At 54.8% G+C, this 20,447-nt stretch carries 14 protein-coding genes and 4 tRNA genes; 3 read left to right on the plus strand and 15 right to left on the minus strand.

Annotated features, from left to right (window positions below):
• Positions 1–78: 78 nt before the first annotated feature.
• The 12 genes from ACZ5IU_RS16260 to ACZ5IU_RS16315 form a co-directional block, all read right to left on the minus strand.
• A tRNA-Val gene (locus ACZ5IU_RS16260) sits at positions 79–153 on the minus strand.
• A gap of 68 nt (positions 154–221) precedes the next feature.
• Positions 222–1,037 (minus strand): pyrroline-5-carboxylate reductase, encoded by an 816-nt coding sequence (gene proC, locus ACZ5IU_RS16265; protein ID WP_464419189.1) that lies wholly within the window; start codon positions 1,035–1,037, stop codon positions 222–224.
• A 1-nt stretch (position 1,038) separates the two neighbouring features.
• Entirely contained in the window at positions 1,039–1,839 is an 801-nt protein-coding gene (rlmB, locus tag ACZ5IU_RS16270) for a 23S rRNA (guanosine(2251)-2'-O)-methyltransferase RlmB (RefSeq protein ID WP_464419191.1), read from the minus strand.
• The gene (gene uvrA / locus ACZ5IU_RS16275; protein ID WP_464419193.1) at positions 1,836–4,649 is read right to left on the minus strand and encodes an excinuclease ABC subunit UvrA; all 2,814 of its coding nucleotides are present in this window, start codon (positions 4,647–4,649) and stop codon (positions 1,836–1,838) included. The genes rlmB and uvrA overlap by 4 nt, the downstream gene beginning before the upstream one ends.
• A complete protein-coding gene (gene uvrB / locus ACZ5IU_RS16280; RefSeq protein ID WP_464419195.1) occupies positions 4,573–6,630 on the minus strand; it encodes an excinuclease ABC subunit UvrB in 2,058 nt (685 codons plus the stop codon). Before uvrB ends, uvrA begins: the two co-directional genes overlap by 77 nt.
• A gap of 125 nt (positions 6,631–6,755) precedes the next feature.
• Positions 6,756–8,636, minus strand: a complete 1,881-nt coding sequence (ftsH, locus tag ACZ5IU_RS16285) for an ATP-dependent zinc metalloprotease FtsH (RefSeq protein WP_464419197.1) — start codon at positions 8,634–8,636, stop codon at positions 6,756–6,758.
• Positions 8,637–9,179 (minus strand): hypoxanthine phosphoribosyltransferase, encoded by a 543-nt coding sequence (gene hpt, locus ACZ5IU_RS16290; RefSeq protein WP_464419199.1) that lies wholly within the window; start codon positions 9,177–9,179, stop codon positions 8,637–8,639.
• Positions 9,166–10,506: a tRNA lysidine(34) synthetase TilS gene (gene tilS, locus ACZ5IU_RS16295; RefSeq protein ID WP_464419201.1), complete on the minus strand. Its 1,341-nt coding sequence runs from the start codon at positions 10,504–10,506 to the stop codon at positions 9,166–9,168. Before tilS ends, hpt begins: the two co-directional genes overlap by 14 nt.
• Positions 10,507–10,608: 102 nt before the next feature.
• Positions 10,609–10,685, minus strand: a tRNA-Met gene (locus ACZ5IU_RS16300).
• 3 nt (positions 10,686–10,688) lie between these two features.
• Positions 10,689–10,765 (minus strand) — tRNA-Met (locus ACZ5IU_RS16305).
• A 14-nt stretch (positions 10,766–10,779) separates the two neighbouring features.
• A tRNA-Leu gene (locus ACZ5IU_RS16310) sits at positions 10,780–10,865 on the minus strand.
• A gap of 86 nt (positions 10,866–10,951) precedes the next feature.
• Entirely contained in the window at positions 10,952–12,205 is a 1,254-nt protein-coding gene (locus tag ACZ5IU_RS16315; protein WP_464419203.1) for an HD-GYP domain-containing protein, read from the minus strand.
• A 194-nt stretch (positions 12,206–12,399) separates the two neighbouring features.
• Here ACZ5IU_RS16315 and ACZ5IU_RS16320 point away from each other — a divergent pair, with 194 nt between their 5' ends.
• Both ACZ5IU_RS16320 and ACZ5IU_RS16325 read left to right on the plus strand, forming a co-directional pair.
• Positions 12,400–13,410, plus strand: a complete 1,011-nt coding sequence (locus tag ACZ5IU_RS16320) for a pyridoxal phosphate-dependent aminotransferase (RefSeq protein ID WP_464419205.1) — start codon at positions 12,400–12,402, stop codon at positions 13,408–13,410.
• A gap of 30 nt (positions 13,411–13,440) precedes the next feature.
• A complete protein-coding gene (locus ACZ5IU_RS16325; RefSeq protein WP_464419207.1) occupies positions 13,441–13,749 on the plus strand; it encodes a YerC/YecD family TrpR-related protein in 309 nt (102 codons plus the stop codon).
• 42 nt (positions 13,750–13,791) lie between these two features.
• On the opposite strand, the gene ACZ5IU_RS16330 is transcribed toward ACZ5IU_RS16325, so the two are convergent.
• Positions 13,792–14,493 (minus strand): endonuclease III domain-containing protein, encoded by a 702-nt coding sequence (locus ACZ5IU_RS16330; protein WP_464419209.1) that lies wholly within the window; start codon positions 14,491–14,493, stop codon positions 13,792–13,794.
• Positions 14,490–16,937, minus strand: coding sequence for a Lon protease family protein (locus ACZ5IU_RS16335; RefSeq protein ID WP_464419211.1), 2,448 nt, complete (start codon positions 16,935–16,937; stop codon positions 14,490–14,492). The genes ACZ5IU_RS16330 and ACZ5IU_RS16335 overlap by 4 nt, the downstream gene beginning before the upstream one ends.
• Positions 16,938–17,083: 146 nt before the next feature.
• Between ACZ5IU_RS16335 and hypF the strand changes: the two genes are divergently transcribed.
• On the plus strand, positions 17,084–19,363 hold the full coding sequence (gene hypF / locus ACZ5IU_RS16340; RefSeq protein ID WP_464419213.1) for a carbamoyltransferase HypF: 2,280 nt from the start codon (positions 17,084–17,086) through the stop codon (positions 19,361–19,363).
• A gap of 54 nt (positions 19,364–19,417) precedes the next feature.
• Here hypF and glpX read toward each other — a convergent pair whose 3' ends face one another.
• Complete coding sequence (glpX, locus tag ACZ5IU_RS16345) at positions 19,418–20,419, minus strand: class II fructose-bisphosphatase (protein ID WP_464419215.1); 1,002 nt, start codon at positions 20,417–20,419, stop codon at positions 19,418–19,420.
• Positions 20,420–20,447: the final 28 nt, after the last annotated feature.

The raw sequence follows: 20,447 nt of genomic DNA on the forward strand, positions 1-20,447 counted from the left end.
TCGGCGCCTATTCCGAGTATCACTGTACTCACCCCCGCAAAACAAAAAAGGCGCCTTACGGCGCCCTCGGGTTTACTATGGTGGGTGGTAGAGGACTCGAACCTCTGACCTCTTCCGCGTCAAGGAAGCGTTCTTCCTCTGAACTAACCACCCAACGAAAAGAGATTCTACAGGCCCGCGCACTTCTTGTCAACGCTGATCCGAATTCTTTTTTCACGTGTTCAGTCGACGGACTTTCCCGCACCCTTCCCTGACATGGCTCCGCTTTTTTCGGCGGTCTTCGTCAGACACCGAACGATTGAAGCGGGAACACCTCCTTCAAGTAAGGCGGTTATCCCTTCGATCGTCGTTCCACCCGGAGTTGACACTTCGTCACGCAGGACTGCAGGGTGTTTGCCGCTTCGCAGCAGGAGTTCGGCGGAACCAGCCGCCGTCCATGACGCGGCTTTCAGCGCAAGGGCTGAAGGGAGTCCAAGCCGCACTCCGCCAAGGAGAAACGATTCAAGAAACGAGAAGAAGAATGCTGGGCCGGAACCCGAGATCGCCGTGATCGCGTTGAAAAGATGCTCCGGCAACGAGATGGCCTCGCCAAGCGTCCCGAAAGCGGTTTCAAGAAAATCGGTCTCTTCTCCGGTCGCATTATCGGGAAGGACATATCCGGTAAAGGCCCTATTGACTGCGGCACATATATTGGTCATGGCCCTTCCCCATCGGATTTCCGGCAATGCGTTCACAAGCGCCTCAAGAGAAACACCTCCGGCGAGGGAAATACAGAGCTTCCCGGCGAGGACATTCCTGAGCGGCGAAAGCACCTGGAAAAAGATGTTCGGTTTGATCGCGATACAAAGGATATCGCATCCCGAACACAGCTCTTCGGCGTTTTTACCGATCTCTGCCCCAAGAGAAGCGAAATGCTTCTTCTTCGTCTCGTCCGTATCAAAGACAGACACGCTGATCCCCTTCTGAAGAAGTCCCTGCGCCACCGCCCCTCCCAAGGCTCCAATACCGAGAATTCCAATTCTCCGGACTATGCCCATATCACTCATCTCCCGTTCGTGTCCTTCCCGTCCATTCGCGTACCCAGTGAAACATCCCGAGGGCTCCGGCAACCCCGGCATTCAACGATCCGGTTTCCCCGGATATCGGAATACGCAGTCGTTCGTCAGCCCGCTGCGATACAAGCCGGGAAACACCTTCTCCCTCCGCCCCGATCACAAGAACGCAACGGCCGGATAGTTTCGTATCCCAGAGAGCGCGCTCCCCATCCATATCGAGAACGCTTACCCAATACCCTTCCTGTTGCAGCTCGCCGATGCATGCAGCCACATTCTGCACGGAAACCATCGGAACCCTCAGGATCGCCCCCGCACTGGTCTTTACGGCGATACCCCCAGGCAGCGCGGATCGTCTTCTGGGAAAAAGAACCGCGCTCGCTCCGGCAGCTTCAGCGGTTCTCACAACGGCACCAAGGTTATGAGGATCCTGAATATGGTCCAGAAGGACCAACAACGAGGCTTCTTTCCCGTTCTCGGCCTTTAGCAGCCATTCCAGCGAACGACAGGGAATCGGCGAAATGCGAGCCGCAATTCCTTGCGTCGCCGTCGTTCCGCATTCCCGTTCGAGGAACGCAGGATCAACCGTATCGACAGGGATTCCGGCTGCCGACGCAAGGATACGGAACTCTGAGGTTTGTGCCGGCGAAAGCCGGGAAGAAAGAAGAACCCGCAATCCGTATTCAGGAGTCTTTTCGAGAAGATCTCTGATCGGTTGTCTTCCCCAGCAGAGATCGGGGGCGCTGTCGCCTTCGTTTCGTCTGATTTCCCCATCGTTCCGTCTCACTTCATCCGATCCTTTCCATACTGCCGAAGATACGACGCGGTATACCCTTTACCGGACGCGATAAGCCGGTCCGGAGATCCCTCGTCGACGAGCCGTCCTCCGCCGTTTCCTCCCTCGGGCCCCAAGTCGATGAGATAATCCGCTGATAAGAGCACATCGAGATTATGTTCGATCATCACAACCGTATTCCCGTTATCGACGATCCTGTTGATGATTTCCAGAAGTTTTCTGATATCGGTGTAGTAGAGTCCCGTCGTCGGCTCGTCCATAAGGTACAGTGTCGGCCCGGAAAAGCGTTTCCCAAGTTCCTTCGCGAGCTTGACGCGCTGCGCCTCTCCTCCGCTCAGTGTCAGGGCAGACTGGCCAAGGTGTATATACCCCAACCCCGCATCCTGTATCACCGAAAGTTTCATGGAAATCGCCGGAAGATCCCCAAAAAAGGCGACTGCGTCATCCACGGTCATCGCCAGTACGTCGGCTATCGAATGTCCCTTGTACGTTACATCGAGCGTTTCTCTGTTGTAGCGGCTTGCTCCGCACACCTCACACGGAACGTAAACATCCGGAAGGAACAGCATCGAGACCTTCACTGATCCGGCGCCGCCGCATGCCTCGCACCGTCCTCCGCGGACATTGAAGCTGAAACGTCCGGGTTTGTATCCACGGACCTTCGCTTCAGGAAGTTCGGCAAAGAGATCCCTGATAAGAGAAAAAACGCCAGTATACGTCGCAGGATTCGACCTCGGCGTCCTCCCGATCGGGCTCTGATCGACGAGAACGACATTCCGGAAGTGTTCCCCGCCGCATATCGCCCGATGTGTTCCGGCACGCTCCCGATAATCCCTGTCGAGAATTCTCCGGAGTCCCTTGTACAGCACGTCGTAGACGAAACTGCTCTTCCCCGATCCTGAAACGCCGCTGATACAGGTAAACACCCCGTGAGGAATCCGGACATCTATATTTTTCAGATTATTGTGCGCAGCTCCCTGCACGGTCAGCCATCCGGATGGAGTCCTGGTCCTTTTCCGTCGCACGATGCCGGTCTGTTCACCGCGCAAATATGGCCCCGTGAGGAACTCCGTACGGGAGACATCTTCGAACGATCCGCTGGATATGACCCGGCCTCCGAGTTCTCCGGCGGCCGGCCCCATTTCCACGATCGAATCGGCGGCCACCATGGTCTCCCGATCATGTTCGACCACGATGACGCTGTTCCCGAGATCTCTGATGGCAAGAAGCGTCCGGACGAGTCGCGACGTATCGCGCGAGTGGAGACCTATGGTGGGTTCGTCGAGCACATACATGACACCGCTGAGTTTGGATCCTATCTGAGTCGCCAGACGAATACGCTGGCTTTCTCCCCCGCTTAGTGTATCGGCGCGCCGGTGAAGGGAAAGATACCCGACACCGACATCGCAGATAAACGAAAGCCTTTTCCGGATTTCCTGAATCGCCTGTCCGACAATCGCGGTTTCGTGAGTGGTCCAGTCGATATCGCGCAAAAGAACGAGAAGGTCGTTGATCGACATGAGAACCAGCTCGCCGATACTGCACCCGTGGACCTTCACGTTGAGAGCTTCCGGACAGAGCCGCAATCCTCCGCACGAGGCGCATGCGTCCTCGACACGGTATCCCTCGAGTTCTTCCTTGACATTTTCGGACTCCGTATCCCTCCAGCGATTTTCGAGCCACGGCAGCAGCCCTTCGTATCTTCCCATGTAAACCTTCGATTCGCTTCCGTCCTTGAAAAGCATCGGCACGCGCTCATCCGACCCGTGAACCACAAAACGCCGGACATCTTCCGGCAGCTTCGAAAAGGGAAGTGATAGATCCCACGAATATTTCTCGACGAAATGCTGGAGTTTTGAAAGCATGTAGTGCTTCTTTTTCCACGGCAAGATCGCCCCGTCCGGAATCGAACGGTCCGAATCGATCGAGAGCTCTTCGGAGAAGAATTCGTGGCTCCCGAGTCCGCTACAATCTTTGCACGCGCCATCCGGAGCGTTAAAGGAAAAAAGGCGTGGCTCGATATCCGGCATCGCGATACCGCAATCGGGACACACGAAGTTCGAGGATACGGTTTTTACAGTTCCGTCCTCCCCGAGAATCATGACGATTCCACCGCTGAGCGAGATTGCGTTCTCGATCGCCTCCGCGATTCGTCCTCTTCTGTCGCGAACCGCCAGGACGCGGTCGACAATCACCTCGATCGTATGCCGTTTGTTCTTCTCAAGCGGGATATCCTCCTCGAGCCAAAGAACATTGCCGTCGACCCGGACACGAAGAAATCCCTTCTCGCGCGTCTGGGTCAGAAGGTTTCGAAACTCCCCCTTCTTTCCCCGTACGAGCGGTGCGAGGATTTCGATCTTCTTTCCCTCGAATTCATCAAAAATACCTTTAATTATCTCATCGAGAGAATATCTGATTACAGGTTTCCCGCATTCCGGACAGTACGGTATTCCGATACGGCCGAAAACCAGGCGAAGGTAATCGTATATTTCCGTAACGGTCCCGACCGTCGATCGCGGGTTGTGGGAGGCACCCTTCTGTTCGATGGAGATCGCCGGCGACAAACCGGATATATCGTCGACGTCGGGCTTTCCCTGAATACCCAGAAATTGTCGCGCGTACGACGACAGGGATTCGACATAACGGCGTTGTCCCTCGGCATACAATGTATCGAACGCCAGCGACGATTTCCCCGAACCGGAAGGGCCCGTAATGACAACGAGCTTATTTCTTGGAATATCGATGTCGACGTTTTTGAGATTGTGTTCCCGGGCTCCTCGAATTCGAATCCAGTCCGTCACTCCGTTCTGTTCCTCCTTTTCGAGAGAGTATGGCATCCCGCAATTCGGCAGCCCGTTCGAAATCGAGCTTTTCCACGGCTTGCCACATCAGTCTTTCCAACTCTCCGATCGTTGTTTCGTTCTCTCCGGCACCCTTCTGGGCGACGCGGTTCCTTTCATGGTATTCCTCGGGAAGAAGCGAAACGATATCCTTACGGACCGTTTCCGGCGTAATTCCGTGAACTTCGTTGTACTCCTGCTGTTTTCGCCGTCTCCGAAGCGTTTCTTCAGTTGCGGATCGGATGCTTTCCGTTTCTTCATCCGCATACAAGACGACGATTCCCTGCGTGTTGCGAGCCGCTCTTCCCATCATCTGTATGAGCGAACGATGCGATCTGAGAAAGCCCTCCCTGTCGGCATCGAGTATCGCGACCAGCGACACTTCGGGCATATCCATCCCCTCCCGCAGGAGGTTGACGCCGACGAGGACCGAGACAGTTCCGGCGCGAAGATCCCGGATCAGTTCCGCACGCTCGAACGCATTGAACTCGGAATGTATGTACCGAACCTTTATCCGGAGTTCCTGGAGGTATTCCGCAACATCCTCCGCCGAGCGTTTCGTCAGGGTCGTCACGAGAGCGCGCTCTCCCTTTTCCTCGATGACACGGAGACGCTCGACGAGATCGTCGATCTGTCCTTTGGCCGGCACGACACACACTTCGGGATCAAGTACTCCCGTGGGCCGTATGATCTGTTCGACGATTTGCGCCGACACCTCTCGTTCCCAGTCCCCCGGAGTCGCCGAGACGAAAAGGACCTGCTTCATGCGACTCCTGAATTCCTGCCAGTTCAGCGGGCGGTTGTCAAGACACGAAGGAAGCCGGAATCCGTTATCGACGAGAACCTGCTTTCTCGCCCTGTCTCCGTTGAACATGCCGTGAACCTGCGGCAATGTGATATGGGATTCGTCGACAATCAACAGGAAATCTTCCGGAAAGAAGTCGACAAGTGTCCCGGGTGGTTCTCCCGCGCTCCGTCCGTCGAGATATCTCGAATAATTTTCGATTCCCGAACAATAGCCGACCTCAGAAAGCATTTCCATATCGTACCTGGTGCGCATGGAAATCCTCTGGGCTTCAAGAAACTTTCCTTCCGAGAGAAACAGCGATTCCTGTCGTTTCATCTCTTCCTCGATCAGGGGAAGCGCAGTTTCAACGGCATTTCTGTTTGTGACGTAGTGTTGCGCAGGGAAAATGGAAGCATACGGCAATGCCCGTTGAGAGCGTCCCGTAAGGGGATCGATTTCATCGATCCGTTCGATGCGGTCTTCATCGAAAAGCACTCTGATCGCGCTCTCTCCCGTCGACGGAAAGACTTCGACAATATCGCCCCGAACACGGAACGCTCCGGGTTCGAGCGCCATGTCGTTTCTGTCGTAGTAGTTATCTACCAGGCGTTCGAGAAAGGACCGTATATCCCACTCCTCGCCGACTGAAAATGGCAGAATCGCGTCTTCGTAGTTGGCTCGCTTCCCCAAACCATAGATGCACGAGACACTGGCAACGACGATAACATCTCGCCGCTCTATAAGGGATTTCGTCGCTTCGAGACGAAGCTTTTCGATTCTCTCGTTGATCGAGGCGTCTTTTTCGATGAATGTGTCCGTTGAAGGAATATACGCTTCAGGTTGGTAATAATCGTAATAACTTACAAAGTAGCGGACCGCGTTGTTCGGAAAGAACGATCTGAATTCACTGTAAAGCTGAGCCGCAAGCGTCTTGTTGTGCGCGAGCACCAGTGTTGGCCGCTGAATCCGTGCGACGACATTCGCGACGGTAAATGTTTTTCCGCTTCCGGTGACTCCGAGAAGAGTCTGGTACGCATCTCCGCGCAAAATTCCAGACGTCAGCGATTCAATCGCCTGTGGCTGATCCCCGGAAGGAGGCCACGGAGAATTCAGTTCAAAACGTGCATCCCAGTACGGCGAACGGATGTGGTTCATTTCTTTTCACCCCAGTATGCGTCAGGCGAAACGGGTTTTTCAAGACAGAAGACCGGGAGTGCGCACAAGAGCCCACTCCCGGCATCGATCATTCCATACAAAAAGACATTGGACATGCCCATACCTCAGGTCAAAGAAGCTTCCTTCGTTTCTTCCGTCCGGCGTTTTTCAATGGAATCCCCGGCGTCGGACTCAGTCCTCCGTCCTCCGTTCAGTTGCAGGAGATCGTCAAGCTCCTTCCCCTCTATAATTTCCCTTTCGAGCAAAGCTTCGGCAACCAAGTCCATTTTGGATATGTTATCGACAAGAATGTTTCTGACCTTGTAGTAACATTCGTCCATTATTTTCTTGATTTCCTTGTCGATCTCATACGCGATCTCGTCACTGTAGTTTCTTTCCTCGCCGATGTCTCGTCCGAGGAAGACCTCCTGGTGCTTGTGTCCCAGCTTGACGAGTCCGAGCTTCTCGCTCATTCCGAATTCAGTGACCATTTGCCGGGCAATTTGCGTCGCCCGTTCAAGATCGTTTCCAGCTCCGGTCGTCACGTCTCCGAATTTGATTTCCTCGGCGACACGTCCACCCAAAAGGCCGCATATCCTGTCAATCATCTCCGAGCGCGACATCAGGAACCGGTCCTCCGTAGGCAGCTGCAACGTAAAGCCAAGCGCCATATGACCTCTCGGTATGATCGAAATCTTGTGAACAGGATCGCTTGAGGGAATGAATTTCGCAACAAGCGCATGCCCGGTTTCGTGATACGCAATAATCCGCTTTTCCCTTTCGCTGACGACGCGGCTTCGACGCTCCGGCCCGGCGATGACTCTGTCGATCCCCTCTTCAAACTCGCTCATTCCGATATCTTTTCTCCCCACGCGAGCCGCAAGTATCGCGGCCTCATTCACGAGGTTCGCCAGATCCGCCCCTACGAACCCGGGCGTTCTCCTGGCAATGACACTGAGATCGACATCTGGCGCAAGTTTTTTCTCTTCGGAATGAACCTTGAGGATCGCTTCACGTCCCTTGACGTCGGGTCTGTCGACGACGATATGCCGGTCGAAACGTCCAGGCCTCAGCAACGCAGGGTCGAGAATATCCGGACGGTTTGTCGCGGCGATCAGGATTATTCCTGTCTGTTCGTCGAAACCATCGAGTTCGACAAGAAGCTGGTTCAGCGTCTGCTCCCGCTCGTCGTGGCCTCCGCCGAGACCGGCGCCTCTCTGTCGCCCGACGGCATCCATTTCATCAATGAACACGATGCACGGCTGATATTTTCTGGCCTGATCGAAAAGATCACGAACCCGTGCCGCACCGACACCGACAAACATCTCGACGAAATCCGAACCGCTGACGCTGAAAAAGGGGACATCGGCCTCACCGGCCGAAGCACGAGCGAGAAGGGTTTTTCCGGTCCCCGGAGGTCCGAGAAGCAGAACTCCGCGAGGAACCTTCGCGCCCAGAGCGGTAAACCTTGCGGGATCTTTGAGGTACTCGACAACCTCGCGAAGCTCCTGCTTCGACTCCTCACAGCCCGCGACATCCTTGAACGTCACCTTCGGGCGATTGTCAAGAAACAATTTCGCCTTGCTCTTGGCGAAATTCATCACTTTGCCGCCGCCTCCCTGCATGTTGTACAGGAAAAAGACCCAGACACCTATGAGAAGAAGCGTCGGAAAGAGCGATGACAACATATTTGCCCACCAGGGAGTTTTCTGGGGAGGCTCGATCTCAACCGTTACTCCCTTTTCGGAAATCTCCTTCGCAAGTTTCGCCGGCTCCGCCACGTAGGAGATGAACTCCCGACCGTCACGATACCGCCCCTTGATCGAATTTTCCCTGATAACGACGGATGTCACCGTTCCGTCGGCGACACCCTGAAGAAATGCGCTGTACGAAACCTCCATAGATTGTTGCGTGCCCTGCGGAGGAGCCAGAAAAACGTTGACGAGGCTGACCACGAGAACAATCAATATCAAATAGAGGCCAAGATTCTTCATCAGACGCCCCAATTACGCATTCTCTCCCCTTTCAGGCACTACAACATGGATTGACGGAACGTTCCGCCATCGCCCAGAATAGTCCAATCCATAGCCCACAACGAAATAATCTGGAATGACAAACCCTGTGTATCGGACTGCGACTTCTATTTTTCTCCGTTCTTTCTTATCCAGAAGCGCGCACACATGAACGCTTTCCGGTTCTCTCTCGTGCATCATCTTGACAAGATATGATAGAGTCAGTCCCGTGTCAACAATGTCCTCCACAATCAGGACATGTTTCCCTCGGATGCTGCTGTCGAGGTCCTTCAGAATCCGCACAATGCCGCTCGTATTCGTCGAGTCGCCATACGACGAAACCGCCATGAAATCGAGAGCGACCCCGACCGTCCCGTCAATACGCCGTACGAGGTCCGACAGGAAAATGACGGCACCCTTCAGGATCCCGACGACAACCAGATCCTTGCCCGAATAATCTCGGCTTATCTCCTTCCCGAGTTCCCCAACGCGATGCTGAATCCTCTCCGAATCGAAAAGTATCTCAGAAAGTATCATCGTCGTTCACTCTGACCTCTCTGCAGGAATTATATCGAATCGCAACAGAAAGTCCTTCTCCGGCGGACAACTCCATGGGATCCCGCCAAAAGGGGACGAAGAACTTTACCCCAATCCGCAGAACCGGCCAATACTCCCTACAAAACCAGGGAACGCACTGGGCGTCTTTGTTCCCGGATCTGACCATAGCGGCAGCGGGCATCACGGAAAACGTGGTATTGGACCACTGCACCGGATTTCCGCCCGCGAATCCAAACGTCCATCCTCCCCAGGAAAAGACATCTCCCGGCAAGGGAATCCAACCGGATTCGACCGGAAAGGGGCCCGGAACAGGTACCGGAATCCACGCCACCATATCTCCGCCGCAGCAGACCTCCCATCCGCCCTGCCATTGAAAAGTCCACCTTCCGCCACTTTCGCACAATCTGCAAAGGATGCCGACACGAGAGCGCGAAAGAGCGCGAAGGCGCAGCTTCCTGCCAATCGCTCTCAACAGCAACGGCTTGTCATGCGGCGCAAGTGCAGAAAAGGCGCTTTTCCTCATAAGGAACGGAAATAACGGCGAGAGACATTCTATATTCCTCAAAAGTTCTCCGGCGCGTTCCTCTTCTCTCGAACGAAGGACTGACGTCTCTTCGGCCAGATCGAAAAGGCGATCCCTGACCCTTGGGTTCAGGCGATTTTCGATCCACGGCAGAAGCTCACGCCGAATTCTGTTTCGGGAAAAAGTCACATCGTTGTTCGTCTCATCCTCGCGCCATGGAACGGCACGTTCTTCAAGGATCCTTCGCAACTTTTCGCGTGAAAACGCGAGAAGCGGCCGCACAATTCTTCCGCGCCTTTCCGGAATTCCGGCCAATCCGAAAAGTCCAGTACCCCGAAAGAGATTCAACAACATCGTTTCGATCCGATCATCAGCATTATGACCGAATGCAATGCCCCAAGCGCTTATTTCCTCTCGGACAATTCCCAGAATCGCATACCGTATTCGCCGTGCGCCTTCCTCAAGGGTCTCTCCGCGCCTTCGAAGCCTTGGCACTGCCGTATGGACAATCGAACACGGAACCCCGAATTTGCGGGAGATCTCGGCAACGAAGAGCGCGTCTTCTTCGGAAGATCGCCCGCGAATCCCGTGCTCCACGTGAGCAACGACGATTTCTCCGGGCCAAAACATCCTGAAGAACCACAGAAGCGCAACAGAATCGCCTCCGCCCGACACGGCGAGCACCATGGGATCCCGAGCACCCCACCACCCCTGCCGGATCCCGGCGCTTCGAAATTCCTTTTCGAGGTACGCATCGGACATATCGTATCGATCGCACTTCATTCCGCAACGAATCCTTTACGCGCTGTAATGCCGAAGGGAACCTCCGCCCCTTGCGACGCGAAAAAAAAACGGCTCCCTTCGTCGGGAACCGTCGAACGAGCATGGTGGCGGTGACTGGAATCGAACCAGTGACACTGCGGGTATGAACCGCATGCTCTAGCCATCTGAGCTACACCGCCGATTGGTTGCGGGGGCAGGATTTGAACCTGCGACCTTCGGGTTATGAGCCCGACGAGCTTCCTGGCTGCTCCACCCCGCGATATACAACCTCTTTGGTGCCGGACGCGGGACTCGAACCCGCACGGACTCTCGTCCACAGGATTTTAAGTCCCGTGCGTCTACCATTCCGCCAGCCCGGCCAGCACTGAGAGATTATAGAGACACAAAGGGAATTCGTCAAGCTCAAAGTCCGGAGAATCGATTTTCCGAAAAAAACATCCGGTAATCACGCGTCTTGTGCTGCCGTTTCCGTCATCGGCACAGGTGACCTGTACTTCCTGAAAACGTGAGGTTCTTTTGCGAAACGTACCGGCAACTGCAACGGAAGAAGTTCTCTTTTCCCGAAATCATCAATCGCACAACGAATGAAAAAAGCATCCTGTCCGGCAATGTCGACAATCTTCATTCGCGATTCGGACCTTCCTGCGCTGTCGCGAAGAATCAAAATCCGCGGGCTTAACAAATTCCGTTCCTTCGCCTCAAGGACGACTCCAAACGATCCATCGGAGAGTTCGACCGCTGTTCCTGCCGGATACAGCCCCAATCCTGAAAGAAGAGTTCGAACGATAAACGTGTCGAAGTTCGACTGTGCGCGCCCGACGATCGCCGATACGGCCTCGTCGCTCCTCCTGGAGTCCTCTCTTCCGGCTTCGTTGATCAGATTGTCGAAGATATCGGCAATCGCAACAATACGCGCCGGGATGGGAATATCCTCTCCCTTCAAGCCGTCCGGATACCCCTTCCCCTCCCACAGCTCGTGATGCGAACGAATTGCCGAAAGAATTCGATCATCTCCGACGGAAACATCCTTCAAAACGGCCTCACCCAATAGAGTATGGCATTGAAGCATCCTGATCTCGGCTTCGCTGAAGGTCTTCCGTCTGCCAATCAGTTCTCTCGGAAGAAACGCCTTGCCCACGTCGTGAAGCAGCGCTCCCATGGCAACGGCTGCCGTGTATTTCGGCCAGAGGGGGAACATCCTCGAAGCGATGTACCCCGAAACGAGCGCGACATTAAGTGAATGATGCGAGAGCGTTTCCTCGACTCCCCGGATCATGGAAATCGAAAACGTGATCTGAGGGGTCTTGTGAATCTCGTCCTGAAGGTACGGCCCGATTGTCAGAAGTGAGAGGATTCCGTGCTCTCTTCTGCCCTTATCGTGAATGTTCGAGAACAAACCGGCCACCTGCCGCACGACGACCTGCGAAAGGAGCGTGTTCACCTGAGGAATCGTATGGTTCCAACTCTTGAGAAGATTTCTGAATTCTTCGGCCGTAACGATCGGACTTTCCTTCACAACGATATGATGAACTCCGTGGCGTTTGAGAAAATCAACGATATCGGGCTGCGATCGTCGGAGGGATGAAAGTTCATACCCTTTCGGAACAAGAAGAACGGAAGAACCGGACACGACGTCGGCCGCCGTAACGCCGTGTTCTGACGCAATTTGCTCAACACGAATTCTCTTCGTCCGCGCCATGTTCTCGCCCCTTCGCGTTTACATTTTTTTACTTATTTATCCTATCGGATAGGATTCCTTTACGCAAGACGGCGGACGAGTTTCGTATGGAAAGGTACAGACGTGCGATCATTGACACAAGCAACCGGTAATGATATTCTGCATAATCATGCGTATTGTACATTTTAAAACACTAAAGCATGGAGTTGAAAACCATGTATCGGCTTGACAAGAACGAACTTCCCTTCTCACTGCCTTCCCAGCTCAGGGAGCGGATCCGAAAAGCGCTCGACGCTGTTGAGACAAACCGGTATCCCGATCCAACCTATACGGAACTCAAAACCGCTCTCGCATCGCGTTTTGGACTCAAACCCTCGAACGTCGTCACCGGAAATGGCGGAGACGAGCTTTTGTGGCTTTCCTTTGCATCGTTCGCCCGGCAAGACAGGCCGGTTTTTTTTCTGAAGCCTTCTTTTTCAGAATATGAGCGTCTTTCGGGTGTATTCAACGTGTCTCATGTCTCCTCGACGATACAAATCGCCGAAAATATCTCCTTCGACATGGCCGGCTGCATCTCCGCCCTTCGGACGCACACTCCATCGCTCGTCCTTATCGATTCTCCGAACAATCCGACCGGAAACAGCCTTCCACCTCAGATGCTCGATGAGATTTTCGAATGGACGCAATCGAACGACTCCATCCTGCTCCTCGACGAGGCGTATGGGGAATTCGCGGAGCACCGCTATTCCGACCGGTTCCTCTACACCGGAATTCCTCCCCGCACCATAGTTCTCAAAACACTCTCGAAAGCGTGGGGATTCGCGGGATGCAGACTGGGATACGTACTCTGTCCGCCGGAGATAGCCGGCATTCTGGATGGAATCCGGAGCCCGTTCAACATAAATGCGTTCTCCGCCGCTGCGGCCCTTGAGCTTCTCCGGTATCCGGAAATCATGGAAAGGAACGTCGGGGAAATACGTTCAAGAAGGGACTCTTTCACACAACGCATGAATTCGTTGTCGGGATGGCGCGCATTCCCGAGCGACACGAATTTCGTTCTCCTTGCCAGACAGCCTGTCATTCCTGACTTTCACCGGATTTCAGCGTCTGCGGGATTTCGCCTCAAGATCGTTTTCCCGGAGAATCGGAACCGGACATGGATTCGGGTAAGCATCGGAACCGAATGGGAGATGGAAGCTCTGTTTTCGTTCTTTTCCACCCTGTAACCGTAGTGATCGACAGTGGAGGTGTATGCCTTGGCTGATACCTGGAAGGATGAATGGACCGATCAATTGTGCCGTGCGTTTCTTTCGCTGAAGACAGTCGACGAGATGTATTGCTTCCTTGAGGATGTTGCAACGATCGGGGAGATTTGCGCCCTCGCCCAGAGACTCGAAGTCGCCCGCCTGCTGAACGAAGGATGCACCTATCCCGAAATCGCGAAGCAAACCACGGAGGGGAAAAAAAAGGTAAGTACCGCAACGATCAGCCGGGTCAAGAAGTTTCTGGAGTACGGCGCGGACGGATACAAAATCGTGCTCGAACGGCTCAAGCAACAGGAATGACAGAAAAAAGCGACCGGAAGTTCTTCCGGTCGCTTTTTTCTGTCATCGGGCAGTACCCGCGAAAAAACACAGCGAGACAAGAGGGCATTGGATGCATTTCGGATTTCTCGCGGAGCATAGTCCTCTCCCGTGGTGGATAATGTTGACGTGAGCGCCTAGAAATCGGTTTTCAGGAACGACGGACTCGAAAAAAACGCTGATCTTTTCCGGCGGCGTCCTTTCTTCAGCCCACTCCATCCGTCGCGCGAAGCGGGCGATATGCGTATCGACGGGAAATGCGGGAATCCCGAAATCGAAGAGCAGAACGCAGGCGACGGTCTTCGGACCGACTCCGGCGAACGAATCGAGCAAATTTCTTATCCCGCCGGGATCCCATGAACGGAGAGATTCCATGGAGTATGTTCCCAGCCGCTCGTAAACGACCTTCAGTATATCGACAATCCTTTGCGATTTGATAAGCGATAACCCGGCTGGTTTGATCGCTTCCGCAATACCTGCCGGATCGTGTACGGCCATAGACCATTCGGGAAAAGCCTCGCGAAGGCGCTCATACGCGCGATCCCGGTTTCTGTCGTTCGTGTTTTGCGACAGGACCGTCAGGACAAGTCCGTCAAGCGGATCTTCATGTCCGAGTTCCGGAGGATTTTCTTCGTTATGCCATATTCCCTCGAGAATATCCAAAACACGAAGAACCTGTTCCCGGAGGCTCCGATCCGATTTTTGTCCGGCTTCGGTCATCATCATTCCCCGCTGTCCGCCGAATTCTCCGTTCCGGAGTCCTCAACGCCGAAAAGCTTTTTTATCTTCGCGGCATCTTCCATGAATTTCCAGAGACGCGCGTGAACAAGCCCGTGGATGCTTCCCTCTGGGAATTTTCCGTCTCCATCGCGTGTCCCTGCGGGACATCTGGTCAGGATCTCGATGCCGTCGTCGATGGTATCGACGCTCCAAACGTGGAATTTTCCCTCTTTCACGGCCTCGAGTACGTCGTGGTCCAGCATGAGATGCCGTACGTTCCGTCTCGGAATCATGACCCCCTGGGTTCCGGTCAGACCATGCACGCTGCAGTATTCGAAAAAGCCCTCGATCTTCTCGTTGACGCCGCCGATCGGCTGTATGTTTCCGAACTGATCCACAGATCCGGTCACCGCGATATCCTGCCTGAGCGGTACTCCGGAAAGCGCCGATAACAGGCAGTAAAGTTCCGTCGAAGAAGCGCTGTCTCCGTCGACTGTTCCATATGTCTGCTCGAACGTGATCCGCGCGGAGAGCGAGAGCGGCATTTCTTCAGCATACGTGCGGCCGAGATAGCTTGAAAGGATCAGGAGTCCTTTGTTGTGAATCGGCCCGGTCATCTTGACTTCCCGTTCGATGTTGACGATTCCTTCCTGTCCCATGAACACGTTCGCCGTGATCCGCGACGGATGGCCGAACGCATAATCCATCATGTCGACAACGGCAAGTCCGTTGATCTGTCCGACCGCCGTCCCCTCAGTATCTATCCGGATGACGCCTTCCTCAAACGCCCTCGTAACCCGTTCCTGCACGAGGTTCGAACGGAACCGCTTCTCACGGATCGCCCTGACGACATCGTCCCGCGTTACGGACGCGCTTTCGCGGGTCTTCGCCCATGCGGAGGACTCGACAACGACCTCCGTAATCCTGTTGAACTCGGTGGAAATTCTGTCCTGATTCTCGGCAATACGGCTCGACCATTCGATCACTTCCGCGATGGCTTCCGCATCAAACGGGAGATTGCCGTGTTCCCTGACAAAACTTCCGACAAACTGGGCCATCTGTCTTTCGGTGTCTTCGTTCCTGAGCATGTCGATGTCGAAGTCGGCCTTGATCTTGAACATCTTCTGGAACTCAGGATCGTAATATTGCAAAAGGGCATAAAGGTACGGCGTTCCGACGATGACGACCTTCATGTCGATCGGAATCGGCTGCGGACGAAGAGACGATACGGGAACCGCTCCGTACTGCTCCCCGAGGTTTTCGATGGTTGCCTCTCCTGTCCTCAGAACGCGCTTCAGGGCCTCCCACGACATGAAGTTCATCAGAACCTTCTCTGCGTCGAGAACCAGGAAACCTCCGTTCGCTTTGTGAAACGCGCCTGCGACGATCTTTCCGAAATCCGTGTACAGGTAGCCCTGCCGACTCTCGTACTCCACCTTGCCTGAAAGGTTGTAATACGTGGGGTTCGTTTCCCAGATGACCGGAGCGCCGTCCGACGCATCGTTCGCAACAAAGACGTTCACGTAGTACCTGCCGAAATCGATATCGGCGTTTTCATCCTTCACGGCCGCGACGAAAAGATTGAAGTTTTCGATGATATTCTCCGCCAGCGCATCGATCCATGTACTCAGGACATCGCTTCCGCCGTACTTCCCTTTCAGATCCTGAAGGTAGGGCATGATTGCATTCCGGCAGATTTCGGCCTCGAGTTTCGTGATCCGCTCCTTGAGGACCTTCTCAAGATCCCGGATCTTCCGAAGTACTTCGAGTGTGCGCTGCGACACATCTTCTGAATTCTTCTGGAGCTCTTTCTGTTTTTCTTCAGAAAGCGCCTCGAACTCCTCCTGCTGGATTTCCCTCGAAGTCGTCTCCCCGCTTTCCGACGTTTCCTGCGTCAGCGGAATGTTCACGAAACCCTGGGGGGTACGTTTGAGTGAAAATCCTTTTTCAACGGCCCACGATTTGAGCTCTTCCATGAGTCCGTTGACTTCTTCCTGGAAGTTCTTGACGAGCTGCGCCTTCGAATCCTCGTATTGGCTCTTTTCGAAAGCCTTGCTGATAGCCGTTTTCATTTCTTCGATGAGTTCTTTGAAGGCCTCTCCCATTTCCCTGCCTTTACCCGCAGGGAGTTCGATGGCAAGAGGCCGCCCGGGATCCTGAAAGTTGAATACATACACCCAGTCGGAGGGCGCAGGACGTCTTTTCGCGACGTCGCGCAAGCGATCGAGCGTATACGTCGTCCTCCCGCTTCCCGGATGTCCGAGAACAAAAATGTTGTACCCCTTATGCCCGACGTTCAGTCCGAACGAAATCGCCTGTACGGCGCGCTTCTGGCCGATGAATTGTTTCGGACACTCTATGTCGTTGGTCGTGAAGAACCCGAGGGTACGTGCGTCGGTCGTTTTTCTGAGTTGGGTTATGGAAAGCTCGTTCTTGTCAGCAACAGCCATTCTGCTTCCCCCTTCGCCTCGGAATAAGGGTCTCGTTCCCTTTCGCATCATGACGGATTCATTCTACACCGGCGTTTCGCAACGGACATCTTGAGAAGAGGATGTGAAGCGACTAGAATGCTCCGGCAGATAGGAGGCATTATCCCATGATGTTATCTTACAGAAAAGTGCTTGTCTCCGGGATCGTTCAGGGCGTCGGTTTTCGTCCCTTCTGTGCGCGGATGGCTCTCGAGATGGGAGCCAACGGCAGTGTCCGGAATACGTCGGAAGGAGTCGTTATCGAGCTCGAAGGAGACGTAGCACTCCTCGAGGAATATCTCCGCCGCATCGAACGCGAGCAACCCGATGCGGCGGCAGTAACCTCCATTGAAATTCTCGAAGAAGAAATTCCCCGGGTGAAGCGCGTCTTTTCCCGTTTTTCGATCGAACGCAGCATCCGGCAGGACGAACAGAGGGTTCTGATTCCACCCGACATCGCAACGTGCGACGACTGTCTTCGGGAACTCGACGATCCTCACGATCGCCGGTTCCAGTACCCTTTCATCAATTGCACGAATTGCGGCCCACGGTATACGATCATTCGTGATCTTCCATACGACCGTCCGTCCACGACGATGAGCCGCTTCGAACTCTGCGCTTCGTGCAGGGACGAATACGAGGACCCCCATAACAGACGTTTCCACGCCCAACCGAACGCATGTCCGGAATGCGGCCCCTCCATCACGCTGACGGATGCGGCGGAAAATCTCCTGTCACACGGAACGAAAGCTCTCGAGATGCTCGCTGATCGCCTTCGCAGGGGAGCGATCGCCGCCATCAAGGGGCTCGGCGGTTTCCACCTCGCCTGCGACGCATATTCGGATGCGTCCGTCGGACTTCTGCGGCTGCGAAAGCACAGACCTCACAAACCCTTCGCTCTCATGGTCGCCGACGAGGCTGCGGCCGAATCGCTCGTTATCCTCTCCCACTCAGCCCGTCGCGCGCTCACCGGCAGCAGGCGTCCGATCGTCCTCTGCCCGTCGCGCTCCTGCGACTCCGTGTCCTCACTCGTCGCTCCGGGCCAGGACACGATCGGCATTATGCTGCCGTATACGCCGTTGCATCACCTTATCATGCGGAATTTCAGGGCACTTGTGATGACCAGCGCCAATATGAGCGAGGCTCCAATCATCTCGGATAACACACAGGCAATGGATCGTCTCGCAACCATTGCTGACGTTTTCCTTATGCACAACCGCGACATCCATATGCCGATCGATGATTCCGTCGTCGTTCCGTACAGGAGGAATTCCTTTCCCGTCCGCAGAGCGCGCGGGTTCGTCCCCTCGCCTGTCGTCATTCCGTTTCGTGCGCCCGTTATCGTTGGAGCGGGAGGAGAGATGAAGGCGACCTTTGCCGTAAGCCAGAGGAATCTTGTCTTTCCGAGCCAGTACCTCGGCGATCTGAAGCAAGTGGAAACAATCGAATTCTACAGGCGGGCGCTCGCGCACCTGTTGCGCCTCTACAACTTCCACCCGCGATTTTTCGTACATGACAGGCATCCGCAGTATCTTTCGACGAAAGCCGCGATTGAAGCGTTTTCTCCTCTGCCGGAAGCAGTCATGGCCGTTCAGCACCACTATGCGCATATGGCGGCGTGCATGATCGACAATCGGGTTGAGGATGACGTCATCGGCGTTATTTTCGACGGAACAGGATATGGCGACGACGGCACGATATGGGGAGGAGAATTCCTCGTCGGCAACCTGAAGGAATACCGACGTGTCGGATCCCTGTATCCCGCGAGACTTCCCGGAGGTGAGAAAGCCATTCTGGAACCATGGCGCTACGCGATCTCGTTGCTGAGTGAATGCTACGACGCACGAACCGCCATATCTCTGGCGACATCCCTGTGGCCTGAAAGGTCCGTACTGTCCAGGTCCATAACGAAAGCTCTCCCTTTCTCCCCGGAGACGACTTCCTGCGGACGCCTTTTCGACGGGGTCTCAGCGATTCTGGGTATCCGCGACACCATCTCGTACGACGGACAGGCTGCAATGGAGCTCGAGGCGCTCGCCGGAGGCCGCTTGTCCGCCCCTTTCGACATCACCAGGCGGGGTGGATTCCGCCATTTGGACTGGCGTCCCGCGATTCGCTGGATCGTCGAACGACTGGACGCTCCCGACAGGAGAGCTCTGTCGGGAGGATTTCACAGAGGGCTCGCCCGCTCCGTCGCCGAAATATGCGATCTCATTTCCCATGAGACCGGGATCCGGAAAATAGCTCTTTCCGGGGGTGTCTGGCAGAACAAACGACTTCTGACATTGACCGAAGGACTCCTCCGGATAATGAAACTGACCCCCCTGATTCACCGCTCGCTGTCTCCGAACGACGAATGCGTCTCGGTCGGACAGGTCGCCATAGGGGCGGCAAAATGGAGTCAATGAAAGAGGCGACCGGGATATCTCCCTGTCGCCTCTGTTTGCGCTGTATTCTTTTTCCTACCTCTGTACAGTACCCCCTTCGTAATCGACACCGCTGATCGACGAGAGTTTTTTCGATTTATGGATGGCCTCGACAAAACGGATCGTCCCGCTGTGAGAACGCATCACCATCGACGAGGTCCGTATTTCATGCCCCTCGTAACGGACTCCCCGAAGAAATTCGCCATCGGTAACGCCCGTCGCGGCAAAAAAGACGTTGTCCCCCTCGACGAGATCGTCCAGTGTGAGGACCTTTTCGAGATCGAGCCCCAGCGCCCGGCTTTCCGCAGCTTCATCTTCGTTTCTCGGCCAGAGCTTGCACTGCATGTTTCCTCCGAGACACTTGATCGCACACGCGGTTATGACCGCCTCCGGAGATCCTCCGATCCCCATCAGGAGATCAAAAGCTCCCTCGTGCTTGCACGTCGAAAGCGCTCCGGCAACGTCACCGTCTGGAATCAGACGGATTCGGGACCCCACGTTCCGTATGGCGTTCTTGAGTTCGTCGTGCCGGGGACGATCAAGCAGAACAACGGTAATGTCCTGAACCGACTTGTTCTTCTTCCGAGCGACTCTTCTGATGTTCTCCTCGACCGGAGCCTCAATGTCGATCACGTCCGCTGCATCCGGCCCGGTTACCAGTTTGTTCATATAAAAAATATTTTTGGGATTGAACATCGTTCCCTTGTTGGAAACCGCGACGACACTGATGGCTCCCGAGAGGCCGAGAGATGTCAGCCGCGTGCCGTCGACGGGGTCCACCGCGATGTCGACGTCCGGGGTATCCGCACATCCCAGTTCCTCTCCGTTGAAAAGCATCGGGGCTTCGTCCTTTTCTCCTTCGCCGATAACGACCCGTCCCTTCATGGACACCGTGTTCAGCATGTACCGCATGGCGTTGACTGCAGCCCCGTCCACGGCATTCTTGTCTCCGCGCCCCATCCACCGACCGGCCGCCATCGCGGCGGCTTCAGTCGTCCGTACCAGTTCCATCGCCAGGTTTCGGTCAGGTGCTTCCATTTACGCGCCCTCCATTCTTTTTCCCAGA

Source organism: Lactivibrio alcoholicus (assembly GCF_055390895.1).